Raw genomic sequence first — 26,977 nt, forward strand, 5'->3', positions numbered from 1 at the left:
TCTCTGGCGAGACGCCCCGCAAAGCGTTGGGCCGCGCCGCGCGTACCGCGCGGCGGTTGCGCTAGCCGGAAAGCGATGACCAGACGGGTTGAGATGTGCCTAGTTTTTCGGCGGGCAAAGCCCAACGCATATTTGCGGCCCCGACGGTCAATGCCGGTTTCAGGCGATGGCCAGCCCCCCAGCCCGACGCTTCGGGCTTTTGATTATAGTCTGCGGGCGTCGCGCCTGTGATCTCTTCTGAGGTGTCGGATTTCGCCAGCGCGGCCAATAGATCTGCGGTCCGGGCCAGAGACAATTGTGCGAGCATTATGGAGTTGCCAGATGCGGCCTCAGCTAGCGCAGACAGGACCGCGGCGGCCATAAGGTAGCCTGTCGCGTGGTCCAACGCCTGAACCGGCAGCGGTGTTGGCTTATCTGCCTTCGCCCAGGCGCGGCCAGAATCGGCGATGCCTGCGCTCATCTGCACAAGACTGTCAAAGCCGCGTCTGGACGACCACGGCCCCTGCCAGCCGTAGGCGTTCAGCGTGACTTCAATCCGGTTCGGTGCCAGATCATCCCGTTTGGTCCTTGGCAGACCAAGCGCATCCAAAGCGCCCGGCCGGTAGCCGTGTACGAATACATCCGCCTGTGACAACAAGTGTTCCAGCTTTTTCATGCCGAAAGGCGATTTTAGGTCCAAATACGTACAGTGTTTGCCCAATGAGATATCCGGGATCACGCCGGGTTCATCCCATCCGGGGGGATCAACGCGCAGAACTTCGGCCCCGAAACCAGCAAGCGTTCGGGTCGAGACCGGACCCGCCAGAACGCGGGTGAGGTCCAGAACCCGCAAGCCTGACAGTGGTCGTTGGGCGGTCGCTTCCGGCCGGTCTCGTACAACGATCCGACGTGGGCTGTGCCAGCCAATCAGCGGGTCGCGGGAGACTGCCCGACCCTGCGGATGCTCAAGCCACTCCGCACGGCTGCGCATGGCTGCAGCCACCCCGCCCTCGGCCACGATCGCGGTTTCCAGGTCCACGACAGACCACTCTTTCAAAGCTTGGGACACAGCATCGCGATTGCCCGGAACACCAAGCACTTTCAGAGCGGCTGCCTTGTGGCGCGGCAGATTGGTATGCAGCCTGATCCAGCCGTCGGACGCCTGATAATCTCCGGCTACAGCATCCCAAAGGCTTGGCATCTCCCACCCGTCCGGCTTGAAAGAAAACCCATACCACAGTGAGGCCAATCGGTGATCGACGGAAACCTCTGGTGCCTTGGGCGCAAGGTTCAACGCGCTGACAAGACGCGCCAGTTCCTGTCCTACGGCGGCGAAGCTCGCGGTTGCCAGCTCACTTACAGCAAAAACGCTGGGTCGTGCGCCCTTGCCAATCGACTTGTAGCTGTCTGATGCGGGAAGGGCGGACATCAAGGTCATTGTTGATATGGGTCCAAACTGTCGCGCAGACCGTCGCCGAGGAAATTGAAGGCCAAGACGATGACGATGATCGGCAGCATTGGGATTGCCGTCCACGGATAGATCTCGATCGAAGCAAGGTTCTGTGCGTCGTTCAACATTACGCCCCAACTGACGGCCGGCGCCCTGAGGCCAAGGCCAAGAAAGCTGAGCGCCGTTTCCCCAAGAATCATTGCGGGAATCGACAGGGTGGCCGACGCGATGAGATGCGACATGAAGTTCGGCAGCAGGTGCTTGCGAATGACGCGCCCTGAGCTTGCGCCCATCATCTCGGCCGCGCGCACATATTCCTCCTCGCGCAGGGACAGGAATTTGGCGCGGACAGAGCGGGCCAGACCGGGCCAGTCGAGAATGCCGAGGATGATCGAGATAATGAAGAACACTGCGACAGGGCTCCAGTTCGAAGGCACCGCAGCGGACAGGGCCAGCCAAAGTGGCAATTCCGGCAACGAGCGGAGAATCTCGATCACGCGGTTGATGACCCAATCGATCTTGCCACCGAAATATCCCGCCATTGAGCCGAATATGATGCCCAGAAAGAAAGACACCGAGATACCGATCAGGCCAACGGTTAGGGACAGTTGCGCCCCGTAGAGGATGCGGCTGAAAATGTCCCGGCCAAGACGGTCAGAGCCCCAGAGGAACAGTGTCGCGCCTTCCGGAGGACAGAACAGGTGAGTGTCCGATCTGATCAGCCCGGCTAGTTTGTATTCTGTCCCCTCACAAAAGAATTTGATCGGACGCGGGTCTTCAAGGTCGGGGACGAATTTCCATTGAAAGGTTTCCAAATCCGCCTCGGCCACGATGGGGAAAACATGGGGACCGATGAACTTACCCTCGTAGAACCAATTTACGCTTTGCGGTGGAGCATAGAGATGCTCACCGTTGCGTTCATTCGGCCCGTAGGGCGCGATGAAGCCGGCAAAGGGCAGCATCAGATAGCAAAGCAGCAGAAAGATGCCTGAGATCAAGCCCAGCTTGTGGGTTTTGAACTTGCGCCAGACCAGCACCCAGTTCGGCGCGTCCAGATCGGCGCGTTCAAGCTGTTGCAGGGCGGCTTCCGGGTCGAATGGGGCATCGTCGACAAAGCGACCATCTGGACGTTGGGTCATGCGTCTCGCCCCTCGTATCGGATGCGCGGGTCGAGCATGACCAGCAGGATGTCAGAGATCATGGTACCGATCAGAGTCAGCAGCGCCACGAACATAAGGATGAAGGCAGACAGGAACTGATCTTGCGTTTTCAGCGCCGTCAGCAGGGTTGGGCCGATGGTTTGCAGGCCCAGGACGACCGAGACAAGAACTGAGCCGGATACCATCGACGGCAGCAGGTTGCCGATATCGGCCACGAACGGGTTGAAAGCCACGCGCAGCGGGTATTTCGTCAACATCCGAGAGGGTGACATACCTTTGGCAATTGCGGTTTCTACATACGGTTTGCCCAGTTCGTCCAGCATATTGGCGCGCAGGCGCTGCATCATGGCCGATGCGCCCGATGTGCCGATCACAAAGGTCGGGACGATCAGGTGGACCAGGATGGATTTCAGCTTGTCCCAGCTCATCGGCTGGCCTTCGAATGATGGGTCCATCAGGCCGCCAATGGGGAGGTTGAAATACTGGTGGCCGTAATAGAACAGGATCAGTGCCAGCAAGAAGTTTGGCGTGGCCAGGCCAAGATAGCCGACAAAGGCTGAGGTATAGTCAATCCACGTCCGTGACCGCGCCGCAGCGATGACACCCAAGGGCAGTGCAACCGCATAGACAAAAAGGATCGCTGCCAGATTGACCACTACGGTCAGCCAAAGCGTATCGCCAACGATCTCGGCCACGGGGCGGTCGAATTCAAAAGACCAGCCATAGTTGCCTTGCAACAGACCATCAAACCCGTGCGGACCGGGCCAGAAACCCATCCAGATCAGGTATTGTTCCCAAATAGGCCGGTCCAGCGCGTATTCCTTACGTAGAAATTCAGCCTTTTGTACGCCGGCAGATTGCCCCGAGGCCTGAAGTTCAGCGATCTGATTGCTGAGATAGTCGCCGGGCGGCAGGTTGATGATCACGAAGATCAGCACCGACACTACTACCAGCGTCAGCAGCATCGTGAAAAAGCGATAGACTGCATAACGCAGCATAACCATTTAGCTGCTCCTGATCAGTCGGCGAAGAAAAACTCGTCCGGTCGGTGAATGCCGAAATGCGCGCCGGGTTCCCACGCCCACATGGCCTGTTCGGGTACGTTGCGCAGGCGGTTGGACACCACGATTGGCTGAGGCGCGCCGTTCAATATGCCGATCGCGTAAACCTGATCGGCGTGAATGTTCAGCATTTCCGTCCAAACGGCCTCGCGCTCTTCATTCGTTGTGGCAATTTCCCAGTCATGGGCCAATTTCATCAAACGCTCGGCTTCGGGCATGTCGGGCGCTTCTCCAACATCCCCGCCTGTTTGGTGATACTGGCCCCATTTCGGCCAGGCCAGAAAGACCTGATCTGTCGGCGCGAGGTAGGCGGGCGAGGTGTGGGTCTGCGGAATTCCATCATCCCAGCCATACCAAACCGAGGCCATGGTGTTGCCCGCGAAAACGCGATTGCGCAGGATATCCCGATCTAGCGGGCGCATCACCAAATCAACGCCAATCTCGCGCCACGTGTCGGTAACGATTTGCAGGGCGTTCTCAACCTCTTGCCGTTCACCCGCGGTTTCGATGATCAGTTCCATCGGTCGTCCATCGGGAAGCAGGCGGATCCCGCTTTTGTCACGCTCGGCCAAGCCGGCCTCATCAAGCAGGGCGTTGGCCTGTTCGATATCGTATTGCGCCCAAGCTTCGGCATTCTTTTCAGAGTAGAACGGAGAAGCAGGCAGCACCGACATGGCGCCAGGTTGCGCCAGCTTGAAATAAAGCGCCTGATTGATCGTGTTGCGGTCAATGGCCAGCGACAGGGCGCGGCGTACACGCACGTCGCGCAAAACCTCGCGCCACGCCTCATCTGCAAAGTTCAGGTTTGGATAGATCGCGATTTGCGAGGCGACGCCAGTTTTCCACAGCAGCGTTTTGTAGTTTCCAACCTTTTCGCCTTTTTTAAGGATCGACGCATCGCGGAAGGACAGCCCACGTCCCTGGAGATCAGTTTCACCTGCGTTTGCTTTCGCCGCAACGAGACCTGGAGCGACGATTTCCATTTCGACCACGTCGATATAAGGCAGTTGCACCCCATTGCTGTCGATACGGTGGTAGTACGGGTTGCGTACAAAGTTATGCCGGATTTTCTTGCCCGAGCTTGCGTTCAGCCAAGGTTGAAGCGTGGGCAGTTCGTGGTTGTCGAACTTGTACAGGTTGTCCAGTTTGTTGTGCAGCGCCGCCCAGCTTTTGACGCGCGCATCGTCGACCAGAAAGGCCAGTTCTTCGGCGTCTGCGTATTTTTCGTGGTATTGCTTCAGAAACTCGGCAGGGCGGTAGATGAATGGCGGCCGTGCCTGCGCCAGAGATTGAAGGAAGTCGGGATTGGGATCTTCCCACTCAAAAACAACGGTGGTGGCGTCGGGAAAGGAAACAGTCGGAGATTTACCTTCGACGATAAGGAAATCCGGCGGACCAGAGGGGCTGAGAAGTTCGTTATTGGCAACATCTTCCCACCAATAACGGAAATCGTCCGAGGTGAAGGGCGATCCGTCCGACCACTTGTGTCCTTCGCGCAGATTCAGGGTGAACTTGCGGTTGTCCTCGTTTTCGAACGATTCCAGCAGATCGGGCACAAGCTCATACTTCTCGTTAAAACCGACGAGACGCGCATAACCATACACCACCATCTGACGGATGTCCTTTGACCGGGTCACCATCGTTCGCAAAGTGCCGCCCGGCGTTCCGAATTCCCGACCCTTCGCAGCCAGATCAACAACCAGCGGTTCTGCGGGCAGCCGTTCCCGGACCGGCGGCAAATGTCCAGCGTTCACTTCAGAGGACCAGAATTGCCCTTCTTTCGGGGTGGGAATGTCTGCCGTGGCGGGCAGCATCCCCGCAACGGCCAGTGCGGCAGCCAGAAAAAGGGGGCGAGTGGTCTTAAACATGGCATCTTACCTTATGGCCGGGCTCCATCTCTACCAGTGAGGGCATCACGGAGTCGGTTAATCGGAAGGCGTCATCCCAACTGTCTGGCGAACCTGCGCCCAACGCAACCAGTTTCAGGTTGATGGGTCGGTTGATGTCAGGTTCCGGTTGGGCTGCAATCAGCGCCTTGGTGTATGGATGGCGGGGGTTGTAGAATAGCGTTTCGGGTGGGGCTTGCTCAACGACCAGTCCCCTGCGCATCACGGCGACCTCATCAGCGATGCGGGCCACGACGGCGAGGTCGTGAGAAATGAACAGATAGGACAGGTTCAGACTGTCCTGCAGGTTTTCCAGAAGCGTCAGGATTTGTTCCTGAACTGATACGTCAAGGGCCGAGGTCGGCTCGTCGCAGACAATAAGCTGCGGGTCCAGCATCATTGCGCGCGCGATGGAAAGACGCTGCCGCTGACCGCCGGAGAATGCATGTGGATAGCGTTTCAGCATATCTGCGTTCAGACCAACCCGCTTCAGCATATCGGCGGCTTTGTCCCGCTGTTCTGACGCGGTTCCGATATTGTGAATCTCTAACGGCTCGGTCATGGCGTCCTGAATGCGCATGCGCGGGCTGAGAGAGCTGTAGGGGTCTTGGAAAACCATCTGAGCTTTACGTTGAAAGGCGGTGCGCTGGGCGCGCGTCATGTGGTGCACCGTGATCGTCTCTTCGGTCGCTGAGGTCCGAAAAAGAACCTCTCCTCCGGGGTCGGGCAGTTCGGCGCCAAGTGCTATGCGGGCCGCCGTTGTCTTGCCAGATCCGCTTTCACCCACGATGGCAAGCGTCTTGCCGCGGGCAAGTTTCAGGTCGACACCCCGGCAGGCATGGATCAACCTCTCACCCTGCCAGCCTCTGCTGGAGCGCATGGTGTAGGTTTTGGAGACATCTTTCATTTCCAGGATCAGGTCCTCGTCGGACATGGGGATGCCAACCGCGTTCTCATCGGGAATACAGGGTGCCGCGTTGAACAGTTGTTGGGTGTAAGGGTGGGCTGGTGAGGTAAGGATCGGGGCTGCGGCACCGGACTCCATGACGCGCCCCTTGTGCATGACAACCACCTTTTCGGCCATGTTGGCGACGACGCCTAGATCGTGGGTCACGAGGATCAGAGCCATACCGGTTTCGCGTTGCAACTCTTTGATCAGGCCCAGCACCTGCGCCTGCGTTGTCACGTCCAGCGCGGTCGTCGGCTCATCCGCGATCAGCAGTTCAGGGCGTGCGACCATCGCCATCGCGATCATGGCACGCTGCCGCATGCCGCCGGACAATTCGAACGGGTACGAGTCGTAAGCACGTTGCGGGTCGGGGAAGCCGACACGATCGAACTGAGTCAGAACCTCTTTGCGGGCCTGCGCCTCGGACGCACCACGGTGCAGCCAAAGGACTTCGCTGACCTGATTGCCGATCTTGTGCAAGGGGGACAGGGACCGCATCGGCTCCTGAAAGATCATTGAGACCCTGTTTCCGCGGATATCCCGCATCTGGCGTTCGCTGATCCTGGTCAGATCGACCGAACCGTTTGAATCGTTCAACGTGATCGTACCGCTGCGAATCTGTGCCGTGCGTGGCAAAATCCGAAGGGCCGCCCGGCATGATATGGTCTTGCCCGACCCGGACTCTCCGACCAGCGCCAGTGTTTGACCTGCCGCCACATCGAAGCTCACGCCTTTGACAACGGATTCACCCGCACCAAAACCGATGCTTAAATCACGTACAGACAACAACGCTGTCATGCGGGTATTCCACCCGTTCGGCCGTATGTCGGCATCGGTTTGATCAACTCCCTGTGTTTTTTCCGTCAGTTTCGCGCGGTTGATGCACGCTAGTCAAACCCGTTCTTCACCCGAATTGTCGCGGAATCGTGAAAACGATACCAATTTGACTACACAAATACTTGAAGATTTGCCATCACATGCGTTGTCGACCCCATCTGGCAAGTCGATTGATATCAAGGAGAGATTTCCCGTGCCCAACGACCAAAGCCGCCTGGATCTGTTCATTGATCGAATGGTGTCTCAGCGCGCCTGTCTGGATTTTGCCATCGCTGAAACGCGCGGTACGGCTGGCCCGGTGTTTGAATTGGGATTGGGCAATGGGCGTACGTACCACCATATGCTGCAGTATATTAACAAGCGCCCGGTCTATGTGTTTGAACGCGCGGTGGCATCGCATCCAGAATCGACGCCACCCGAGGATCGGGTGATTCTTGGCGACGTGCGCGAGACGTTGCCCGCCGCCTTGGCGCGCTTTGGAGACACTGCAAGCCTGATTCACGCGGATCTTGGTGGCCATAACAGGGAAAAGAATGATGCCTTCGCCAGGTTCATCTCACCCCTTGTTGAGCCCTTATTGGCGAAGGGCGGTATGATGGTGTCCAGTGACCGGATGTATTTCGATGACCTGACCGAATTGCCCTTGCCGCCCGATGCGGTTCAGGGTCGTTGTTTTGTCTACCGCCGCTGACGTGAAAGAGCGTCCCATGCTGTTCTATGATTGCTCAACTGCTCCAAATCCACGTCGAGCGCGTATGTTCATCGCGGAAAAAGAGTTGAAGATTGAAACCCGCGAAATCTCGATCGCCAAGGGTGAACAACTCAGCGACGCGTTTAAGGCGGTCAATCCGAATGCAACCCTACCCGTGCTGGTCACGGATGACGGCACCGTGCTGACGGAAAACCTGGGTATCGCGGCCTATCTTGAGGCGCGCTTTCCCGAACCGCCCTTGATGGGGCGCACCCCGGATGAAAAGGGGATGGTGCTGATGTGGAACAGCATTGTTGAGCAACAGGGCGGCCTGCCAATAGCCGAGACACTTCGCAACACGCACCCCGCCTTTGCCAACCGGGCGCTTCCCGGTCCCGTAAATCACGCGCAAATCCCCGAACTGGCGCAGCGCGGAACAGCGCGGGTTGACCAGTTCTTTGACTTGCTGGAGGCGCGACTGTCGCAAAGCACCTACTTGGCAGGGTCTGAATTCACGCTGGCCGATGTTACAGCCTTTGTCTTTGTCGACTTCGCACGCGTCATAAAAAAGCGGATTCCGCAGGAAAACAAAGCCTCGCTTGCGTGGTTTGAAAAGGTTGGCGCACGGCCCAGCGCCCAGCTCTAGACACGCTGCGTTCACGGAAAGATTACGCGCGGTCTGGACTGTACATTAATGTCTAGACAGATGTGAACAGTGGGTCTAGCGTCCTTCCCGAGTCACGCAGGAGAAGGCAGAATGAAATCTCAGTATCGCGTTGTGGTCATTGGGGGCGGTGTTGTTGGCGCCTCGGTTCTGTATCATCTGGCCAAGTTCGGCTGGTCGGATGTTGTGATGCTGGAACGTCGGCGTCTGGCGTCCGGCTCATCCTGGCACGCGGCCGGAGGTATCCATGCGCTGAACGCCGATCCGAACATGGCGTCGTTGCAAGCCTATACGATTGACCTGCTCAGCGAGATTGAAAAGGAATCTGGCCAGAATATCGGCCTGCATATGACCGGCGGCCTGACCCTGGCCGGTACGCCAGAACGGTGGGAGTGGCTACAGGCCAATTACCGTATCTTCCAGTCCATTGGCATTGATGATTGCGAGCTTCTTTCGCCGAAAGAGGCGCAGAAACGCTGCCCGATCATGTCCACCGATGGCGTTCTAGGTGCCATGTGGGCGGATCGTGAAGGATACATTGACACGACGGGTACCGTGCAGGCCTATGCCACGGCGGCCAAGAAACGGGGCGCTGAGTACTTTGAAGAAACCAAGGTCGAGGAATTGATCCAGACGGCCGATGGGTGGCAAGTGGTGACCGACCGAGGCACGATCACCTGTGAACACGTGGTCAACGCGGCGGGCCTCTGGGCCAAGCAGGTGGGCCGTATGGCCGGCGTGGAGCTGCCGGTCTCTCCGCTCAAGCACCACTATCTGATCACGGATACAGTGCCCGAGGTGGCCGAGGCAGAGTTTGAGATGCCGATGACCGTTGACCTGGAAGGCTTCACCTATATGCGGCAGGATCAGAAGGGCGTTCTGGTCGGGATTTACGAGGTCGACCATGAACACTGGGCCATGGACGGGGCGCCGTGGAACTATGGTGAGGAGCTGTTTCAGGAGCAACTCGACCGCATCGAGAACGAATTGACGCTGGGCTTTGAGCGATACCCATCGATCCAGAATGTTGGCATCAAGACATGGGTGAACGGTGCGTTTACCTTCTCGCCCGACGGGAACCCTCTGGTTGGCCCGGTTCCGGGAAAGCGTGGCTACTGGTCGGCCTGTGCGGTAATGGCTGGATTCTTGCAGGGCGGCGGTGTTGGCAAGACGTTGGCCGAATGGATGATCCATGGCGAGCCTGAGGCAGACGCGTGGCCCATGGATGTAGCGCGCTATGGGGATTTTGCGCAGAATAAACGCTATATCCGCGAAACAACCGGTCAGTTCTATTCCCGCCGTTTCGTGATGACCTATCCAAACGAGCAATTGCCCGCTGGCCGCCCGCTGAAAATGGCCCCGGCCCATGACGCGATGACCGAGGCAGGCTGCAAATGGGGCGTAAGCTGGGATCTGGAAGTGCCGCTTTATTTCGCGCCGAAAGGGTTTGAGGAAACGCCGACGCTCAAGCGGTCGAACGCGCATGATATCGTGGCCGAGGAATGCAAGGTGATCCGCGAAGGCGTGGGCCTGATGGATATCACAGGCTTTTCGCGGTTCGAGGTTTCAGGCCCGAATGCCGAGGCCTGGTTGGATAAAGTGATGGCCTCAAAACTGCCCGCGTCGGGGCGGGCCAAGCTGGCCCCGATGCTGGGCGAGAACGGACGTCTCAAGGGTGATCTCACCGTGCTCAACTGGGGTGACGGTACGTGGTGGATCATGGGCAGCTACTACCTGCGCGCCTGGCACATGCGTTGGTTCGAAGATCACATGATCAAGGGCGTTAACGTCCGCGATCTGGGTGAGGAATATTGCGGCTTTGCCGTGGTTGGTCCGAAATCGCAGGCCGTGGTCGAGAAACTGGCCGAACAGGACATTTCGAACCTCAAATTCATGGGGTGTGGAGAGTTCGATATCGGGCTGGTCCGCGCCCGTGTTGCACGCATGTCGGTGACGGGTGAAAAAGGCTATGAGATCAACTGCCGCTATGGCGATCATATCAAGCTGCGCCGGATGCTGCTTGAAGCAGGGGCCGATCAAGGCATCCGAGAATGCGGTTTCAACGCGATGCTTTCAACCCGGCTGGAAAAGAGTTTCGGCATCTGGTCCGCGGAATTCACACAGCTTTACACTCCGGGAATGACCGGAATGGATCGCTGGATCGACTGGGACAAGGATTTTGTTGGTAAAGAGGCTGCCATGGCCGAGCGCGACGGCAATGGCCCCGCGCAAGTGCAGGTGACACTGGAAGTCGACGCGTTAGACGCCGATGCCAGCGGGTATGAACCGATCTGGTCGGGCGAAGACCGCGTAGGTTTCGTGACTTCGGGCGGCTATGGGCATTACACCGGCAAGTCGCTGGCGATGGCGCTGATAAATCGCGACAAGGCCGAACCGGGTACGGAGCTGACCGTGCATGTGGTCGGTGTTGAACGCCCCGCGCGCGTCATCGCTGCGTCCCCATACGATCCGCAGGGCAAGGCGATGAGGGGCTGATGGTGATCTCACAATCGTCCGAGCGTGGTCGGCGTCGGCGTGGGCGCAGCGCTGACGCAGCACCTCCACCCAGCCGCAATGTGAATTACCGTCAATTGAAAAACCCCTTCCCGCAGATGGAGGTTTTTCCGGCAGAGCATGTCGCGGACATGCATGAAACCGCTCTGCGGACGCTTCAGGAACTTGGTGTCAAGGTATTGTTGCCCGAAGCGCGTCGGTTGTTTGCTGCGGGCGGGGCGCGTGTGGATGAGGATAGCGAAATGGTCTTCATCGGGCGCGAGATTGTCGACGCGGCGGTTGCGTCAGCCCCCAATTCTATCTGGTGCCGCGCGGGTGCGCGCCATCGCGACTTTACTCTGGAACTGGGCAGCCTTGTGTTTCAGCCGGGTGCAGGCGCCCCGAACGCCACCGATCTGGAACGGGGGCGCCGGCCCGCCACCGGGCAGGACTATCTGGAATTTCTGAAGCTGACGCATCACTTCGACGTCTTCCAGATGATCTCGCCTCAGGTCGAGCCGCAGGACGTACCGACCCATCTGCGCCATTATTTCACGACACGGGCGCAGATGGAGCTGACCGACAAGTTCCCGTTCTTCTTCTCGCGCGGGACGGCGCAAGTGATGGATTGCTTTGAGATGCTTTCAATGGCGCGGGGGTTGTCGGATGACGAATTCCGCGGCAACGCGCATTGTTATACGATCATTAATACCAACAGCCCGCGGACGCTGGATATTCCGATGGCGCAGGGCCTGATCGATTTTGCCCGACATGGTCAGATGTCGATTATCACGCCATTCACCCTGATGGGTGCAATGGCTCCGATTACCGTGGCAGGTGCAATTACCCTGTCCCATGCCGAGGCCTTGGCGGCGCTGACACTGACCCAACTGGCCAACCCCGGCGCGCCTGTTTGCTATGGAACCTTCACCAGCAACGTAGACATGAAATCGGGTGCGCCAGCCTTTGGGACGCCGTCGCATTTTCAGGCGTCACTTGCGGCGGGACAACTGGCACGGCATTTGGGCTTGCCCTGGCGATCTGCAGCGGGGTCGGCGTCAAACATCAACGATGTGCAGGCTGCAAATGAAAATCAATTCGGCCTGTGGGGTTGCCTGATGGCCGGGGCATCCGTTGTTATCCACTCTGCCGGGTGGCTTGAAGGCGGGCTGACCGTGTCCTTCGAGAAACTGATCTGTGACGCTGAGGTGCTGAACATGGTCGCCGAGCTTTGCGCCGGGGCACAGGCTGGCACGGCCGAGATCGGTTTTGACACTGCGTTGCGAGAGGTCGAGCCCAGCGGTCACTTCTTTGCGTCCAGCCAGACGATGGAGCGATACGATACCGAGTTCTACCAGCCACACGTGCATGACTATGCTAATTTCGGAACCTGGGCCGAGCGCGGATCGGTTGACGCCAATCATCGCGCAACGGCTGTGTGGAAACAGATTCTGGATGAGTTTAAGGCACCGCCGACAGACAGTGACCGAATGGGAGCCTTGCAGGACTTGATCGCACGCCGCACGTCCGAAGGCGGCGCGCCGCCGGAGAGTTGAATGAGCACCAAACCCATCCTGCACCGGGACGACCCCGAAGCCGAGCCGTTGGTCGGTAACATCAAGGTCACACGTGAAGACTGGCTGAACGTGGCGATGGATGTGCTGATCTCGGACGGTGTGGACCAGATCAAGGTTTTGAACCTAGCCGAACGGATGGCGGTGTCGCGATCGTCTTTCTATTGGTATTTCAAATCGCGGCAGGAGTTGCTGGATGCCTTGCTGGCGCGGTGGCAGGCGACCAACACCGCTGCGCTTGTCGCACAGGCCGAATCCCCTGCAGACACGATCACAGGGGCGGTTTGCAATGTTCATCGCTGTGTGGTGAACACTGATCTCTTTGATACGGCACTGGATTTCGCCGTGCGGGATTGGGCGCGTAAATCGGGTAAAGTGCGGCGTGCGCTGGATCAGTCGGACGCCCGGCGTCTTCAGGCCCTGCACGCAATGTTCACCCGGTACGGCTATTCCGAGGTAGAGGCCGAGACCCGCGCGCGTGTACTCTACTACATGCAAATCGGTTACGATCTTGCCCAGTTGAACGAGCCGATGGAAACGCGGTTGTCGATGGTGCCGCACTATTTATACGTCTTCACTGGGGTTGAGCCAAAGCCCGATGAAGTCGAGGAATTCAGCGCCTATTCAAAGCGCTATTGGGAAGGAGATACAGAATGAGCCAACCAGACGCAATCATCATCGGCACCGGTGTCATTGGCGCCGCCGTGGCGTTCGAAATGGCCAAGGCCGGGTGGAAGACCCTATCGCTCGACCGCAACAGCCAGGTCGGCCACGGCTCGACCGCTGGTTCATGTGCGATCATTCGCATGCATTATTCAACTTTCGACGGCACCGCTTTCGCGTGGGAGGGCTATCACTATTGGCGGGATTGGGCCGAGTATCTGGGGCTGCCCGCAGATGCCAATCTGGCGCAGTTCCGCGAGACGGGTTGCCTGGTTATGAAAACCGACGCCAACGGGATGCTGGAAAAGCACAAACAGAACAGCGCCGATCTGGATTGCCCGTTCGAGGACTGGTCGCCAGAGAAGGTCACCGAACGTCTGCCGGTCTATTCGCTGGACAGTTTCACCCCGCCAAAACGCATGGATGATCCGGAATTCGGCCAGCCCAACGGTCGAAAGATGCAAGGCGGCGTGTTCTGGCCGCAAGCGGGCTATGTCACTGATCCGGCCCTGTCGGCGCAAAACCTGATGGACGCGGCAAAGCTGCACGGGGCCGAAGTTCGCACCGGCGCCGAAGTGGTTGAAATATTGATCGACGAAGGCCGTGCGGCTGGCGTTAAGCTGGCCTCGGGCGAAGAAATACGGGCCAAGGTTGTTGTGAACGTGGCCGGGCCGGGATCGGCGATCATAAACAAGATGGCAGGTGTTCTGGATGACATGACCATCGAAACACGCCCGCTGCGGCAAGAGGTTGTGCACGTGCCCGCGCCCGAGGGTTTCGATTTCGAGAATGACGGTACCATCGTCTCGGACAGCGATATCGCATGTTACTGCCGTCCCGAACATGGCAACCACATCCTTGTCGGTTCAGAAGACCCGGAATGTGACCCGCATCAGTGGTGTGAGGACGACGTCCACTACAATCACGATTTCACAGATCAGTGGACGACACAGGCGATGCGCTATGCTCAGCGCGTTCCCAGCCTTGGCATCCCATCCAAAACACGCGGTGTGGTGGACCTGTATGATGCCTCGACCGACTGGATCCCGATTTACGATAAATCCAGTCTGCCGGGCTTCTACATGGCCTGCGGCACCAGCGGGAACCAGTACAAGAACGCGCCCATTGCGGGCAAGATGATGGCGGCCCTGATCGACTATTGCGAGGGCGGCGCGGATCACGATGCGCAACCGTTGCAGTTTGAACTGCCTTATATCAAGCGGATGATTGATGTCGGGTTCTATTCCCGCAAACGCCAGATAAACGAAGAAAGTAGTTTTTCGGTTCTGGGCTAGCCGCCCCTGGAAAACGCTCTAAGATTTCTGGGAACCAAAAAGGGGCCCAGAATGACCGAGCCAATGAACCGAGTTCTGATACTGGGAAGCGCGCCAAGTGCAGCCGAGGCGAAATCTTGGGCGCGCGCCCCCTTTACTCATATCGTTGCAATCAACAACGCGTGGCGCATCCGGCCAGATTGGGACGTGCTGATCCACCCAGAGGATTTCCCAACGCAAAATCAGCCGCGCCGCTTGGCACCACATAAGCGGGTTGTGACGGCAAAGGAATATGTTCCGGCACAGAATAGCTTCGGCGGATTTGTCTATGCTGGCGGAACAATGGCATTTACCGCTGGCTACTGGGCTTTGGCAGCGTTGCGCCCCTCGGTCATGGCGTTTTTCGGGTGCGACATGATCTATCCTGAAACCGGAAAAACGCATTTCTACGGGACCGGATCAGCGGACCCGTTGCGAGCGGACATATCCTTGCGGTCATTGGAGGCCAAATCAGCACGTCTTGCCCTTTTTGGCGCGGCTCAGGGCTGCCGGGTTGTCAGGCTGTCAAAGGGTGAAAGCCGGTTGCTGTTTCCAACCGTCAATCGGAATACCCCCGCAGGGTGCAATTTACCAAAGGCGGACGGGATGGTCGGAATACTTCAGGCGGAACGAGATTTGGGATATTTTGTGCCGTCCGGGCGGTATTGGGAGGCCGCGGAAACCTTCGACGCTGCCAAGCTGGATGCATTGGATCAGCAATGGTTGGCAGCGTATTGCCCGGCCGCGTATGAGAATGTTGCTTAGACAATTACGTGGTAAATTTCACCCACGCCCAGACCATGGCAATATAGGTCAGGTTATGCATGAGCTGATCCAGCCCCGCAGCACGCCAATACGCGGCCTGCGTTGGGGATAACTGCTTCTTGTCAGAATAGCTGGCCTTGGCAAAGTCGATATTGAAATGCACGATCCATTCCAGCCCTGCAATGATCAGGATAAACGACCATGGCGCGCCGAACAGCAAGAAAACGATGACCGACCCGATAACGTGCACACCAGCATGCTGCGCACGGCCCCAATGAAAGTACTCGCCACGGCCTGACAACATTTTAGGAGTTTGGAGGTAGAAATCCGCAAACATATGCTTGATTTGCAACAAGCAGAGCATCAATAGCACTGCACCCAGGCTGGCAGTCAAATTGTTCCTCCCGATATCGTCCGTTGGAAAGTTTAGGCGCTAAACAGGTGCGGCGCAAATGAACTAGTTCACAAACGGCAAATAAATGACCAAACTGGAAATTATTTGCGTCTTATGTCGCGGTTGCGATAAAATCAGGGTGTTGGATTTGCGGCGCTGTCGCCAAGATCGGATCGGTGATCCAAACTAGGGGCAAGTTATATAGAACGTTCAATTTTCCAGTTTATTTGGAAGTATTCAAAGCGCGATCAGCTAATTCTGTTGGCCGTGACAGCTACACTATTTCCGCTGCTGTATCTGACACTGGAACTACCAAAGCGGATCATCAACGACGCAATCGGTGCCGCCAGTCCGATCGTGGATTTTCTGGGTTATGAACTGACGCAGACGACGTTTCTTGTGATCCTGTGTTTCGCGTTTCTGGCGGCTGTGCTTGCCCACGGCTTGATGAAGATGCGCATAAACACCATGAAAGGTGTGCTGAGCGAACGGATGCTGCGCCGGCTGCGGTACCAGTTGATCAATCGCGCGCTGAGGTTCCCCCAGCCATATTTCGAACGGGTCAGCCAAGGCGAAATGGTCTCGATGATCACAGCGGAAAGTGAGCCGATGGGCGGGCTGATGGGGGATGCAATCAGCCAGCCGGTTCTGCAAGCCGGGCAAATGATTACGATCCTGTCCTTCCTGTTCCTGCAAAGCGTCTGGTTTGGATTGGCCGCCGTCGCGCTGATACCGCTTCAGGCTTGGCTTATTCCCAAACTACAACGCCAGATCAATCTTCTAAACAAGAAACGTATACAGGAAGTCCGCGTCTTGGCGGCACAGATCGGTGAGAACGCCGCGGGGGCTTCGACTCTGCGCGCAAATGGCGGTTGGCGCTATCGCAGGGCCATGATCTCAGAGCAGCTTGGGCGGTTGTTTGGCATTCGCTTCCAGATTTACCAGAAGAAATTCTTCATGAAGTTCATAAACAACTTCATATCGCAACTTACGCCTTTCATGTTTTATCTGGTTGGCGGCATTCTGGTACTGCAAGGATCTGTTTCGCTGGGTGCCCTGGTGGCGGCGCTGGCAGCGTACAAGGATCTGAGCGCGCCGTGGAAAGAGCTGCTGACCTATTACAACCAGACGCAGGATATGTCTTTGCGGTGGGACGTGGTCGTTGAACGCTTTGCCCCGCCGGGAATGCCCGACGAAAAGCTGTTTGAAGGTGAGCCTGAGGCGCGACCACATCTGAAAGGAGATATCGTTCTGGATGGCGTTTCCGTCCGGGATATGGACGGCAATCAGGTACTTGACGATCTGAACCTTAGCTTTGCGGGCGGAAAAACCGTTGGTATTGCCGCTCCAAGCGAAGAGGATAGGCGCGCGCTGGCAGAACTTTTGACGCGGGAAATTCTGCCCAGTTCGGGCCGGGTCGAGATTGGGGGCGAAAACCTTTCGACCCTGCATCAAAGCGTGGTGGCCGCGCGCATTGGCTATGCCTCGTCGCGCCCCGTTATGTTCCAGGGCACTTTGGGGGATAACGTCATGATGCCCATACGGCAAAAGCCCGTGACGATGCGGAACGATGATCCCGACTTTGCCGAGACTCAACGCGCGGGCAACAGCTCTGATCCGTTCAACGTCGAATGGCTGGACCCGTCCCTGGCGGGTTTGAGCACCCCAAAAGAGCTGCGTGACTGGTGGTTACGCCTGATTGATGGCATGGGGTCGGGGGCTGCTCTTTTACGGCGTGGGTCCGAGCAAATCTTTGATGCCACCCAGCACCCGGAATTGGCGCGCAAACTGGTTGAGGTGCGGCCTCTGGTTCAGCAGGCGGTGCGAAAGGCCGGGCTGGAACAACAGGCACTGATATTCGATCGCAGCATTTACAACCCGGCCTTGCCCGTCGCGGAAAACCTGTTGTTCGCAACACCGCGGGTTCCGGTCACGCAAGAACTGTTGGCCAGCCAAACGATTTTTCTTGGACAACTGCGTGAGTTGGGGCTGGATGAAACTTTGGTCGGCCTGACCCGCGACGTGATCGAGATGCTGCGCCAGATCTTTGGCATTGATGGCACCGACCACCCGCTGTTCCGCAAACTCGGACTACAGGCCCACACGTACGAGGCCGCGTTAGAACTGGTCGAGCGGACACGGAACGAAGGTGTATCCGGGCTTGATGACGAGCAGTTGGCCAATCTGCTGGCCGTACCCTTCGTGATTTCAGCCGAACAAATAGGGCCTGCCTTCACGCAAGAGCTTAAAGATCGTATTCTTGAGTTAAGACACAGCCATTCGGAGAAACTATTGGAGCGGCTGCAAGATGTCTTTGTGCCGCTGGACAAAGACGAATTTGCACCCGGACTGACGGTGATGGAAAACGCGCTGTTCGGCAAGGTCAGCCAGATCGGGGGCGGACGCTCGGATGACGCGCGCAAGCTGATTGTCGATGTTCTGGACGAAAACAGTGCGCGATCGCTCGTGGTCGAATTGATCTATGACATGCCCGTTGCCATCGGTGGTCAGAACTTGCCAGCCGTTCTTGCCGAACCCCTGGCATTCACTCGTGCGACGATAAAAAAGCCGGATATCCTGATACTGGAAAACGCGCTGGCCAGCTATGACATGGCTACTCAGGTCTCTGTCTACAAAAACCTGCGCGAATTGCTGCCCGATACAACGGTGATTTATCTGAACGATCACTTCGAAAATCCCGATGTATTCGACATTTATGTCGAAATCCGGCAGGGTCGGGTGGTTTCGGATGAAGGGGATGCGACCGTGGAAGAGGACAGCGCCGCCTCGGCAGACTTGGCGCGAAAGCTGCGCGCATTGGAACAGACACCGCTGTTTTCAGGTCTTGACCGAAGACAGATTCGCCTGTTGGCCTTTGGTGCGCAATGGTTTGACGCAAAGCCGGGTGAGGTTGTGTTCCTGAAAGACGACCAACCCACTGATGGCGCCTATGTGGTGCTCAAGGGTGAGGCCGCGCTGTACCTGCCGCAGATGGAAGGCCCGGATCAACTGATTACCAAGGTCGGACCGGGGGCATTGGTCGGAGAGTTGGCACTGATCCGCAAAGAACCCCGAGCCCTAACCATGATTGCCGAATCCGAACTGTCCTGCCTGCGGATCGGTGAGGAAGAATTCCTCGCGGTGGTTGAAAATGACGCCGCAACCGCGTTCAAGCTGATGCAGGTGATCGCGGGATACGTCACGAATTAAACGTCGGCGCGGTATGGAACATGACAGATCCTCTTGGTGACCTGCGCGTTTACTGTGGCTTTTTCCATAAAATCTTTGAAACGGGGGTGTTTATTACCCCTCGGTCGCGGGTGCGCCACCCTGAAAGGCGTTACCGTTGGCATAGTCGCAAGGGTCTTCCTGCATTTGCAGATGCAGGTCGTCGCCCGTGTAAGGGTTTGCGCGAGCCAAATCTTCGTCTACTTCGATCCCAAGACCCGGTGCGGTTGGGGCCGTCACAAAGCCTTGGTCGACGCGCAACGTGCCCTTGATCAGCTGATCGTGGAAAGGGGTTTCAATAGTTTCCAGCAAAAGCAGGTTTGGGATCGATGCGGCCAGATGGATATTGGCAGCCCACTCAATGGGTCCAGCATAGAGGTGCGGTGCCATCTGAGCGTTATAAACTTCGGCCATGGCTGCGACCTTCTTCATCTCCCAAATGCCACCGGCGCGGCCTAGGGCGGGCTGCAGAATCTCGGCGGCGCCTGCACGCAGGACGGCCCCGAATTCGGCTTTGGTGGTTATGCGTTCCCCGGTCGCGACCGGGATGCGGACGTTGCGGGCGACGCGAGCCATATCCTCGATCATGTCGGGCGGGGTCGGCTCTTCAAACCAAAGCGGCGAATAGGGCTCCAACGCCTGCCCCAGCCGAATGGCACCTGCGGTGTTGAACTGACCATGGGTGCCGAACAGCAGATCGGCCTTGTCCCCTACGGTCTCGCGGATTGCTTTGCAAAAGGCCACCGACATCGAGATATCGGACATCGCAGGCATATGCCCGCCGCGGATCGTGTAGGGGCCAGCGGGATCGAACTTGACCGCAGTAAAACCGCGGCGCACCATCTCTGCCGCGCATTCTCCGGCTTGTTCAGGAGAGGTCCAGAAATCGGTCAGATTATGCTGGGGCAGGGGGTAAAGGTAGGTGTAAGCCCGAATCCGTTCGTTCATTAGACCGCCCAGCAGAGCATAGACGGGACGGTTGCGATCTTTGCCAAGAATGTCCCAGCAGGCGATTTCCAAACCCGAAAAAGCGCCCATCACGGTCAGGTCCGGGCGCTGTGTAAAACCGCTGGAATAGGCGCGGCGGAACATCAGTTCGATATTCTCGGGGTTTTCACCCAGCATGTGCCGTTCGAAGACATCCCGGATCACATGGAGCATCGCCTCTGGTCCGACCGAAGAGGCATAGCATTCGCCCCAGCCGGTGATACCGGTATCGGTTGTGACTTTCACCAATATCCAATACCGCCCGCCCCAACCCGGCGCGGGCGGAGCGGTTACGATGACGTCGAGGTCCTGCAGTTTCATCTCAAGCCCCTTCTGGTCAGTCTCTGTTGAACAGGATCACGTTGCGCTTTGCCGATCCGGATTTGGTGTCCGCAATGGCCTCATTGATCTGATCCAGCGACCATCGGCCCGAGATCAACTCGTCCAGTTTCAACCGCCCTTGTTCATAGAGGTCGATCATCCACGGGATATCGCGCTGAATAACCACATCGCCCATTTTAGAGCCAACGATTCCTTGGCCCAGCGCGGCCAGAACGACCGGCTCATAGGTGGACATATCACCCGAATGCGGCATGCCGATCATGATCGCCTTGCCGCCCCGCCCCAAGTATCTCGGTGCTTGATCATAGGCCGGGATCGCGCCAACAGTGATCAGAACCACATCTGCGCCCCGACCACCCAGCGCCTTGAAGGCGGCTTTCCAGGGTTGCTGAGTGCTGGCCAACACACCATGCGTTGCCCCGAACTCTTTTGCGATTTCCAGCTTTTCCTTAGTCATGTCGACAGCCACGATCCGCCGTGCGCCGGCAAGGCGTGCGCCCTGAATGGCGTTCAACCCCACGCCGCCAGCACCGATCACAACCACGTCCTGACCCGGACGAAGCTTGGCGGCATTCACCGCAGCACCGACCCCGGTGATAACCCCGCACGATAGCAGACTGGCAACATCTTTCGGCATGTCCGATGGGATTTTGACGATCTGCCGGTGGCTTACAACGACCTTTTCGGCAAAGGCACCACAGGCCATCGCCTGATCCAGTGGCCCGTTGTCCGCGGTCCGCAATGGACCTTTCACGGTGTCATAGGGTGTCTCGCATATGGTTGGCTGCCCGCCCGCACAGGACTGGCAAGTCCCGCACGCACGGATCAGCGTGACAACAACAGCATCTCCAACCTTGAAGTCGCCCACGACGTCACCGGTTGCCGTAATGACTCCGGCAGCCTCATGCCCGTATACGGCGGGCAGATGGCCACCCCACGCGCCACTGGCGAAGGTGATGTCGGAATGGCAGATCGCGACCGCGTCCAGAGTTACCTCAACCTCACCCGTTGCAGGGGGCGCGATAAGAATATCCTCGATAACCAAAGGTTCGTTGAATGCCCGACATACGGCGGCTTTTATTTTTTGCATGCTGGTCCTCGCTCCCTTTTCGGCACGGTGGCGCGGGAAACCGCAGGCCGCAAGACAGAAACCGTCATCAATGCGTCGTTGTTACGCCACGGCAGGGCGCGCGCGCAAAAACATCGCGAAACCCGCGCACATCAGCAACATGGCAAGCAGGAAAGGCGCGCCGGGCAGGTAGAATGTCGCGTCCGGTCTTATGAATTGCGCAAAGACCGTCGTCATCACCAGCGGGGAGATCACCATCGACAAAGCATGCAGCGAGGTGAGAACGCCCTGCAACTCTCCTTGCTGGGAGTCCGGGGTCGCTCGGGACGTCAGCGCTTGGAGTGCAGGAGTTACGACCGCCCCGATTGCCGTGATAGGGATCAGCATAAGCGCGATGAACCCGTTGGTGAGAAAGGCCAATAGCACAAAGCTGACGATCTCGAACATCATTCCGTAGATTATTGTGACACGCTCGCCCAGATACCGTGTTGCGGGGCGGATCAGGCCACCTTGTACAGCGGCCATGCCAATTCCGTAGATGCCAAGCGACAGGCCAATCATCTGGGGTGACCAGCCAAATCGTTCAGTGGTGAAATAAGCCCATATTGCAGGGTAGACGTAGATTGACACCGAATAGAGGAAATAAACCCACAGCATCGGGCGGATGCCTGGCAGCGCGGCGATGGCGCGCAAAGAGTTTACGGGATTGGCGCGTCGCAAGCTGAACGCACGACGTGTTTTTTCGGTCACCGTTTCCGGCATCGCCATAAAGCCGAGTAGAAAAGACAGGGCTGACAATACGGCAGCCGCCCAGAAAGGCGCGCGGGTACCGTACTCGCTCAGCCCTCCGCCGATCACTGGGCCCAGCACGAAACCAACACCGAACGCCGCGCCCAAGAGGCCAAAGTTTGCTGCCTTTTCATGGGGCTTTGAGACGTCTGCCATGAAGGCGGCCGCGGTAGCATGGGTGGCGGCCGTGATTCCGCCCACGATTCGCCCGGCCAGCAACAGCCATATGCTGCCAGCCAGCGCCATCACCACATAATCAAGGGACATGACAAACAGCGAAACCAATAGAATCGTGCGTCGTCCATAAGCATCAGACAGATTGCCGAGGATTGGCCCGAACACAAACTGCATCGCAGCAAAAGCCGTGCTAAGAACACCGCCCCAAATCGCCGCGTCGGCCAAGGTGCCGCCGTGAACCTCGACAATCAGTTCGGGCATGATCGGCAACACCAAACCGATGCCCATGGCATCAATCACGACTGTGCCGAGAACGAAGAGAAAGGGCAAACGCATGGTGACCGCTCGTGAGTTTCACCGTGACCCTATCACGCCTTGTTCACCTGTGAAGCACTTGCGCCGCTTGGCTATGCCGCAGGCAGACTTTGTTCCAGATCATTCAGGACTTCTGCCAGATGACGGGGGTGCGAGAAAAACGGGGAATGTGCGCTGTCGATCGCCCTTCGTAATCCTTCGGGTGCGATGAGACTCATCTGTTCTTCGTATTCCGGTGGGATCGTACGGTCATCCGTGGCGCGGATATAGGCCTTGGGAACATGCGTAAACTTGTTGGTCAAAGACAAAGGCGTATCTTGCGGCGCGATGGCCTGCGGACACAGGCGCGCAAGGGCATAGGGCACCGTTTCGGGCGGGCAGTCATGGTAGAAGATATCGCGCACCGCGCCCGGCTTGACAGTGTACGACTGACCGTCGGTTGACTTTTCAATCGCGTCGGTGATGAGCTGGCGCGGGGACCGCCGGCGCATCTCGATCATGGAAAGGCCGTCTTGCGGGACATAGGCGCACAGATAGATCAACGCGCGCATGGCTTTGGGGTCGGCCTCAGCAGCGGCGCTGACAGGATAACCGCCCCAAGAATGCCCAACGACAATTGTCTGCGGGGCAGAGGCCGACAACACCGCGTCGCGGCAACTGTCCAACGTAACATCTGCAATCGGTGTCGGGTCCGAGCCGTGGCTTGGCAAGTCTATGGCGCGAACAGTATGCCCAAGTGCGGTTAATGCCGGAATCAGATCACGCCAGCACCAGGCGCCATGACAAGATCCATGGACCAACAGAAAATCTGCCACAATCGTGCTCCTTCAAATATGTCCGATGTCGGTCAGGAAACTGCGCAGCAGCGCCGCGTATTCCACCGGTTGTTCAACACAGGGCAAGTGACCCGCCCGGCGCATCAGCTCGAACTTGGAACCCGGGATCAGGTCGATCGTTTCGCGCACGAGGTCGGGCGGAGTCGATCCGTCCTCACTGCCCGCTATCCCCAGTGTGGGAAGGCGCAGGCCGCTGGTGGGGGTGTAGAAATCGGTGCCAGAAATTGCGGCGCAACATCCAAGATAACCGTCTACTGGCTGCCGCACCATCATGTTGCGCCACAGCAGGTGATCCGGCGAAGCGCGGAATGATCTGGAAAACCACCGCTCCATCGTTGCATCGGCCAGCGCCTCGACCCCACTTTGGCGGACCGCATCCATCCGCTCTTGCCAGATCGAAGGCGTGCCGATCTTGGCGGCGGTGTTCGACAGGACCAAAGCACGTACCTGATCCAGACGTTTTACGGCCAGCCCCTGCGCGATCAAACCACCGATGGAAAGGCCGACAAAGACACATTCCCGAACTTCCAAATGATCCAGCAGGGTTTCGGCATCGCGGACCAGCGCACCCATGGAATAAGGGGCTGGCGGTTGTGACGACAAGCCATGCCCGCGCTTGTCAAAACGGATGATGCGAAGACCTGCGGGAAGATGAGGCAACACCGCGTCCCAAAGACGCAGATCGGTACCCAGCGAGTTGGCAAAAACGATTGGTGCGCCGTTCGGGTCACCATCGACCCGATAGTGCAGACGCACCTCTCCTGTATCCAAGATTTGCATGACTTAATCCCCTATCGTCATACGTTGATGTAGCAAAGAGACTGGACTATTGACCTGTGTCAGGTCAAGAATTTCAGTGCTTTGCCAAAGACTTCGGGGTCTGCATTGCCCCCTGACGCCACGATAATCACCGAGTCACCTTCGATTTCATCCTTTCGAAACAGTGCCGAAGCCAGCGATGCGGCACCTCCGGGTTCCAGCACGATTTTCAAACGCAGAAACGCCAATGCCATTGCATGCATCGCTTCTTTCTCGGTGATCGTCAGACCCGGACCGCACAGGCGGTGCATGATCGGAAAGGTGATGTTCCCGGGCTGCGGGGTCAGGATCGCGTCGCAGATGTTGCCCGCAGTCGCGGTGTTGCCTTGTATCTGCCCCGTGGCCAAGGATCGTTTGACATCATCAAAGCCCTCAGGCTCACACGGGCGGGTGCGTAGGCCGGGTGCGTGGCCTTCAAGTGCCAGTGCGATCCCCGATGTCAGGCCCCCACCACCGCAACACACCAGTACATCGGCCTGTTCAACGCCCATGGCAGCCGCTTGCCTGGCGATCTCCAACCCGGTTGTACCCTGACCGGCAATTACCTGAGGCTCATCATAGGGGCGGATCAGGATTAGTCCGCGTTCAGCCGCCAGTGCTTCGCCAATCTCTTCGCGGCTCTCGTTTGACCGGTCGTACAAGACAACCTCACCACCCAGCTCACGCGTATTGTTGATCTTAAGCCGCGGCGCATCCGAAGGCATGACGATCACCGACGATATCCCGTGCAAAGCCGCTGCATGGGCAACTCCCTGCGCGTGGTTGCCCGAGGAATACGCGATCACGCCGCGCTGCCGTTCCGCATCGCTGAGCGCGGAAATCGCCGACCAAGCGCCACGGAATTTGAAACTGCCGGTATGTTGCAAGCATTCAGGCTTGACCAAGACACGCCGCCCGGCCATTTCATCCAGAAAAGGCGAGGTCAGCATAGGCGTTTCCCGAATGTGGCCCTGTAACCGCCCGGCGGCGGCTTCGATCATCTGCAATGTCGTCATAGTTTGCCAATTACCTTACGGATAAGGTCCAGAGACTGCGGTTCGTCCAGAAACGGCACGTGGCCGCGATCCGGGATGTCGGCGGATATAAGGCCGGGATGGCGTCTGTGCATTTCATCAAGCGTGTTCTTGCCCAGAACGTCCGAGTTCGCACCACGAATAACTCCGGTCGGGATGTCGCGCAGCGCGTCAAAGAACATCCACATATCCGGCGTAGCTCCCGCCGCTGACTGATCCAAAAGTGCAGTCCGCAACGCGGGGTCATAGCGCAGGGTCAACCCCGTGTCGGTCTGTTCGTACTGTATTTCAGCCTGCTGCCGCCAACGTTCCAGCGACACACCGGGGAAATGCTGCGCCATTGCATGCTGTAAGGCCTTCGCGGCCTCATCATAGGTTCTTGAGGCGGGTTGTTTGCCTACATAGTCCATGATCTTGGCGATGCCTACGGGTTCGATTACCGGGCCTACGTCGTTGAGAATGACAGCCGAAAGACACTCGGGGTGGCTGGCCGCCAGCGCCATGGCGATCAGACCGCCGCGCGAGGTGCCAAGAACGACCACGCGCTCAACGCCCAAATGATCCAACAACTCGATCACGTCATGGGATTCGCGAAAGATGTTGTAGTTCATGAAATCCGGATCGTGATCCGATTGGCCACGCCCCCGGTAGTCCATCGTGATCATTCGCAGATCAGAAACATGCGGTGCGAGAAACGAGAAATCCCGGCTGCAACGGGTTAAACCGGAAAGACACAGCAGCGGGGTTCCTGCGCCGGTATCCGAATAAAACAGGCGTCTGTCATCGGAGGTTGTGAAAAAAGCCATTAAAGCCCAGCGAGTTGAGGGATCGTCGTGAGGTCGTACAGTACATGCGCTGGTTTCCAAGGCAAGCGGTCTGTTGGCTCATTGGCTCTGTTTACCCATGCCGTGACGAACCCGTACCCGCTGGCGCCTGCCGCATCCCAACCGTTTGAACTGACGAACAAAACGTCATCCCGTTCGCCACCAAAGCGTTTCTGCACCAGATCGTAGACACTGGAATGCGGTTTGAAGACGCCGACGCTTTCGACCGAAAGTACGTCGTCCAGCACGTCGCCGATACCAGCCGACTGAACCGCGCCGTCCAACATCGGCAATGAACCGTTCGACAGGATCGCGGTTTGCAAGCCGCTGGCTTTCAGATCGGCCAGCATCTGGGGAACTTCTGGGTAGGCCTGCAATTGCCAGTACAGGTCCAGCAGACGCTGCCGCAAGGCCGCGTCTCCGTCCAGCCCTGAGGCCTCAAGCGCCCAATCCAGCCCATCTTGAGTGACGTCCCAGAAATCGGCATGGGCACCCGTGATTGCGCGCAGCCACGTATACTGCAGTTGCTTTAGCCGCCAGTGGTTGGCCAACTCGGGCCATTTCTGCTGTAGTTTCTCGAATCCAGGTTCGGCTGCAGCCTGTCGCGCGGCGGCGGCTACGTCGAACAGCGTACCATAGGCGTCGAATACGCAGGTTGTGATAGGCATCAAATCTTCTCCCTTGGTCTGGCGCAGGGTG

The 26,977-nt window shown here is 57.9% G+C and carries 22 protein-coding genes; 8 read left to right on the forward strand and 14 right to left on the reverse strand.

The genetic code is table 11. The features are described 5' to 3' along the window. Positions 1 to 61: 61 nt before the first annotated feature. Genes AC2FIT_RS10785 through AC2FIT_RS10805 form a run of 5 tightly spaced genes read right to left on the reverse strand, consistent with a single transcriptional unit; the run spans position 62 to position 7,283 of the window. On the reverse strand, positions 62 to 1,417 hold the full coding sequence (locus AC2FIT_RS10785) for a CoA transferase (RefSeq protein WP_496829309.1): 1,356 nt from the start codon (positions 1,415 to 1,417) through the stop codon (positions 62 to 64). Then, a complete protein-coding gene (locus AC2FIT_RS10790) occupies positions 1,414 to 2,568 on the reverse strand; it encodes an ABC transporter permease (protein WP_068337815.1) in 1,155 nt (384 codons plus the stop codon). The genes AC2FIT_RS10785 and AC2FIT_RS10790 overlap by 4 nt, the downstream gene beginning before the upstream one ends. Then, complete coding sequence (locus AC2FIT_RS10795; RefSeq protein ID WP_068337813.1) at positions 2,565 to 3,593, reverse strand: ABC transporter permease; 1,029 nt, start codon at positions 3,591 to 3,593, stop codon at positions 2,565 to 2,567. Before AC2FIT_RS10795 ends, AC2FIT_RS10790 begins: the two co-directional genes overlap by 4 nt. A gap of 14 nt (positions 3,594 to 3,607) precedes the next feature. Continuing rightward, positions 3,608 to 5,518: an ABC transporter substrate-binding protein gene (locus AC2FIT_RS10800; protein WP_496829312.1), complete on the reverse strand. Its 1,911-nt coding sequence runs from the start codon at positions 5,516 to 5,518 to the stop codon at positions 3,608 to 3,610. Next, positions 5,511 to 7,283, reverse strand: coding sequence for an ABC transporter ATP-binding protein (locus tag AC2FIT_RS10805; RefSeq protein WP_496829314.1), 1,773 nt, complete (start codon positions 7,281 to 7,283; stop codon positions 5,511 to 5,513). Before AC2FIT_RS10805 ends, AC2FIT_RS10800 begins: the two co-directional genes overlap by 8 nt. A gap of 232 nt (positions 7,284 to 7,515) precedes the next feature. Between AC2FIT_RS10805 and AC2FIT_RS10810 the strand changes: the two genes are divergently transcribed. The 7 genes from AC2FIT_RS10810 (at position 7,516) to AC2FIT_RS10840 (ending at position 15,485) form a co-directional block, all read left to right on the forward strand. Further along, entirely contained in the window at positions 7,516 to 8,013 is a 498-nt protein-coding gene (locus AC2FIT_RS10810; RefSeq protein WP_496829316.1) for a class I SAM-dependent methyltransferase, read from the forward strand. A gap of 16 nt (positions 8,014 to 8,029) precedes the next feature. Next, entirely contained in the window at positions 8,030 to 8,659 is a 630-nt protein-coding gene (locus AC2FIT_RS10815; RefSeq protein ID WP_496829318.1) for a glutathione S-transferase family protein, read from the forward strand. A gap of 111 nt (positions 8,660 to 8,770) precedes the next feature. Then, positions 8,771 to 11,173 carry a GcvT family protein gene (locus AC2FIT_RS10820; RefSeq protein WP_496829319.1) on the forward strand — a complete coding sequence of 801 codons (2,403 nt, stop codon included), beginning with the start codon at positions 8,771 to 8,773 and terminating at the stop codon, positions 11,171 to 11,173. Beyond that, the gene (locus AC2FIT_RS10825) at positions 11,173 to 12,726 is read left to right on the forward strand and encodes a trimethylamine methyltransferase family protein (protein WP_496829321.1); all 1,554 of its coding nucleotides are present in this window, start codon (positions 11,173 to 11,175) and stop codon (positions 12,724 to 12,726) included. Before AC2FIT_RS10820 ends, AC2FIT_RS10825 begins: the two co-directional genes overlap by 1 nt. Continuing rightward, positions 12,727 to 13,401 (forward strand): TetR/AcrR family transcriptional regulator, encoded by a 675-nt coding sequence (locus tag AC2FIT_RS10830; RefSeq protein ID WP_224889662.1) that lies wholly within the window; start codon positions 12,727 to 12,729, stop codon positions 13,399 to 13,401. Next, the gene (locus AC2FIT_RS10835) at positions 13,398 to 14,702 is read left to right on the forward strand and encodes an NAD(P)/FAD-dependent oxidoreductase (RefSeq protein ID WP_496829323.1); all 1,305 of its coding nucleotides are present in this window, start codon (positions 13,398 to 13,400) and stop codon (positions 14,700 to 14,702) included. Before AC2FIT_RS10830 ends, AC2FIT_RS10835 begins: the two co-directional genes overlap by 4 nt. Before the next feature lie 51 nt (positions 14,703 to 14,753). Further along, positions 14,754 to 15,485, forward strand: a complete 732-nt coding sequence (locus AC2FIT_RS10840; protein ID WP_496829325.1) for a hypothetical protein — start codon at positions 14,754 to 14,756, stop codon at positions 15,483 to 15,485. A 4-nt stretch (positions 15,486 to 15,489) separates the two neighbouring features. Here AC2FIT_RS10840 and AC2FIT_RS10845 read toward each other — a convergent pair whose 3' ends face one another. Continuing rightward, positions 15,490 to 15,849, reverse strand: coding sequence for a DUF3307 domain-containing protein (locus AC2FIT_RS10845; protein WP_496829672.1), 360 nt, complete (start codon positions 15,847 to 15,849; stop codon positions 15,490 to 15,492). 243 nt (positions 15,850 to 16,092) lie between these two features. Here AC2FIT_RS10845 and AC2FIT_RS10850 point away from each other — a divergent pair, with 243 nt between their 5' ends. Continuing rightward, positions 16,093 to 19,089 (forward strand): ABC transporter transmembrane domain-containing protein, encoded by a 2,997-nt coding sequence (locus AC2FIT_RS10850; RefSeq protein ID WP_496829674.1) that lies wholly within the window; start codon positions 16,093 to 16,095, stop codon positions 19,087 to 19,089. A 93-nt stretch (positions 19,090 to 19,182) separates the two neighbouring features. Here the strand turns inward: AC2FIT_RS10850 and AC2FIT_RS10855 are convergent, their stop codons facing one another. The 8 genes from AC2FIT_RS10855 to AC2FIT_RS10890 all read right to left on the reverse strand — a co-directional run bounded on the left by AC2FIT_RS10855 (position 19,183) and on the right by AC2FIT_RS10890 (position 26,946). Beyond that, positions 19,183 to 20,415: a mandelate racemase/muconate lactonizing enzyme family protein gene (locus AC2FIT_RS10855; protein WP_496829327.1), complete on the reverse strand. Its 1,233-nt coding sequence runs from the start codon at positions 20,413 to 20,415 to the stop codon at positions 19,183 to 19,185. 16 nt (positions 20,416 to 20,431) lie between these two features. Then, the gene (locus AC2FIT_RS10860) at positions 20,432 to 21,526 is read right to left on the reverse strand and encodes a Zn-dependent alcohol dehydrogenase (RefSeq protein ID WP_496829329.1); all 1,095 of its coding nucleotides are present in this window, start codon (positions 21,524 to 21,526) and stop codon (positions 20,432 to 20,434) included. Between the two features lie 81 nt (positions 21,527 to 21,607). Then, positions 21,608 to 22,807 (reverse strand): TCR/Tet family MFS transporter, encoded by a 1,200-nt coding sequence (locus AC2FIT_RS10865; RefSeq protein ID WP_496829331.1) that lies wholly within the window; start codon positions 22,805 to 22,807, stop codon positions 21,608 to 21,610. A gap of 71 nt (positions 22,808 to 22,878) precedes the next feature. Further along, the gene (locus tag AC2FIT_RS10870) at positions 22,879 to 23,601 is read right to left on the reverse strand and encodes an alpha/beta fold hydrolase (protein WP_496829333.1); all 723 of its coding nucleotides are present in this window, start codon (positions 23,599 to 23,601) and stop codon (positions 22,879 to 22,881) included. 12 nt (positions 23,602 to 23,613) lie between these two features. After that, positions 23,614 to 24,402: a 3-oxoadipate enol-lactonase gene (gene pcaD, locus AC2FIT_RS10875; protein WP_496829335.1), complete on the reverse strand. Its 789-nt coding sequence runs from the start codon at positions 24,400 to 24,402 to the stop codon at positions 23,614 to 23,616. 59 nt (positions 24,403 to 24,461) lie between these two features. Next, complete coding sequence (locus AC2FIT_RS10880; protein WP_496829337.1) at positions 24,462 to 25,436, reverse strand: threonine ammonia-lyase; 975 nt, start codon at positions 25,434 to 25,436, stop codon at positions 24,462 to 24,464. Further along, on the reverse strand, positions 25,433 to 26,260 hold the full coding sequence (locus AC2FIT_RS10885; RefSeq protein ID WP_496829339.1) for an alpha/beta fold hydrolase: 828 nt from the start codon (positions 26,258 to 26,260) through the stop codon (positions 25,433 to 25,435). The genes AC2FIT_RS10880 and AC2FIT_RS10885 overlap by 4 nt, the downstream gene beginning before the upstream one ends. Next, complete coding sequence (locus tag AC2FIT_RS10890) at positions 26,260 to 26,946, reverse strand: haloacid dehalogenase type II (RefSeq protein WP_496829340.1); 687 nt, start codon at positions 26,944 to 26,946, stop codon at positions 26,260 to 26,262. The genes AC2FIT_RS10885 and AC2FIT_RS10890 overlap by 1 nt, the downstream gene beginning before the upstream one ends. Between the last annotated feature and the right edge of the window lie 31 nt (positions 26,947 to 26,977).

This window comes from Ruegeria sp. YTSA135, assembly GCF_059610165.1.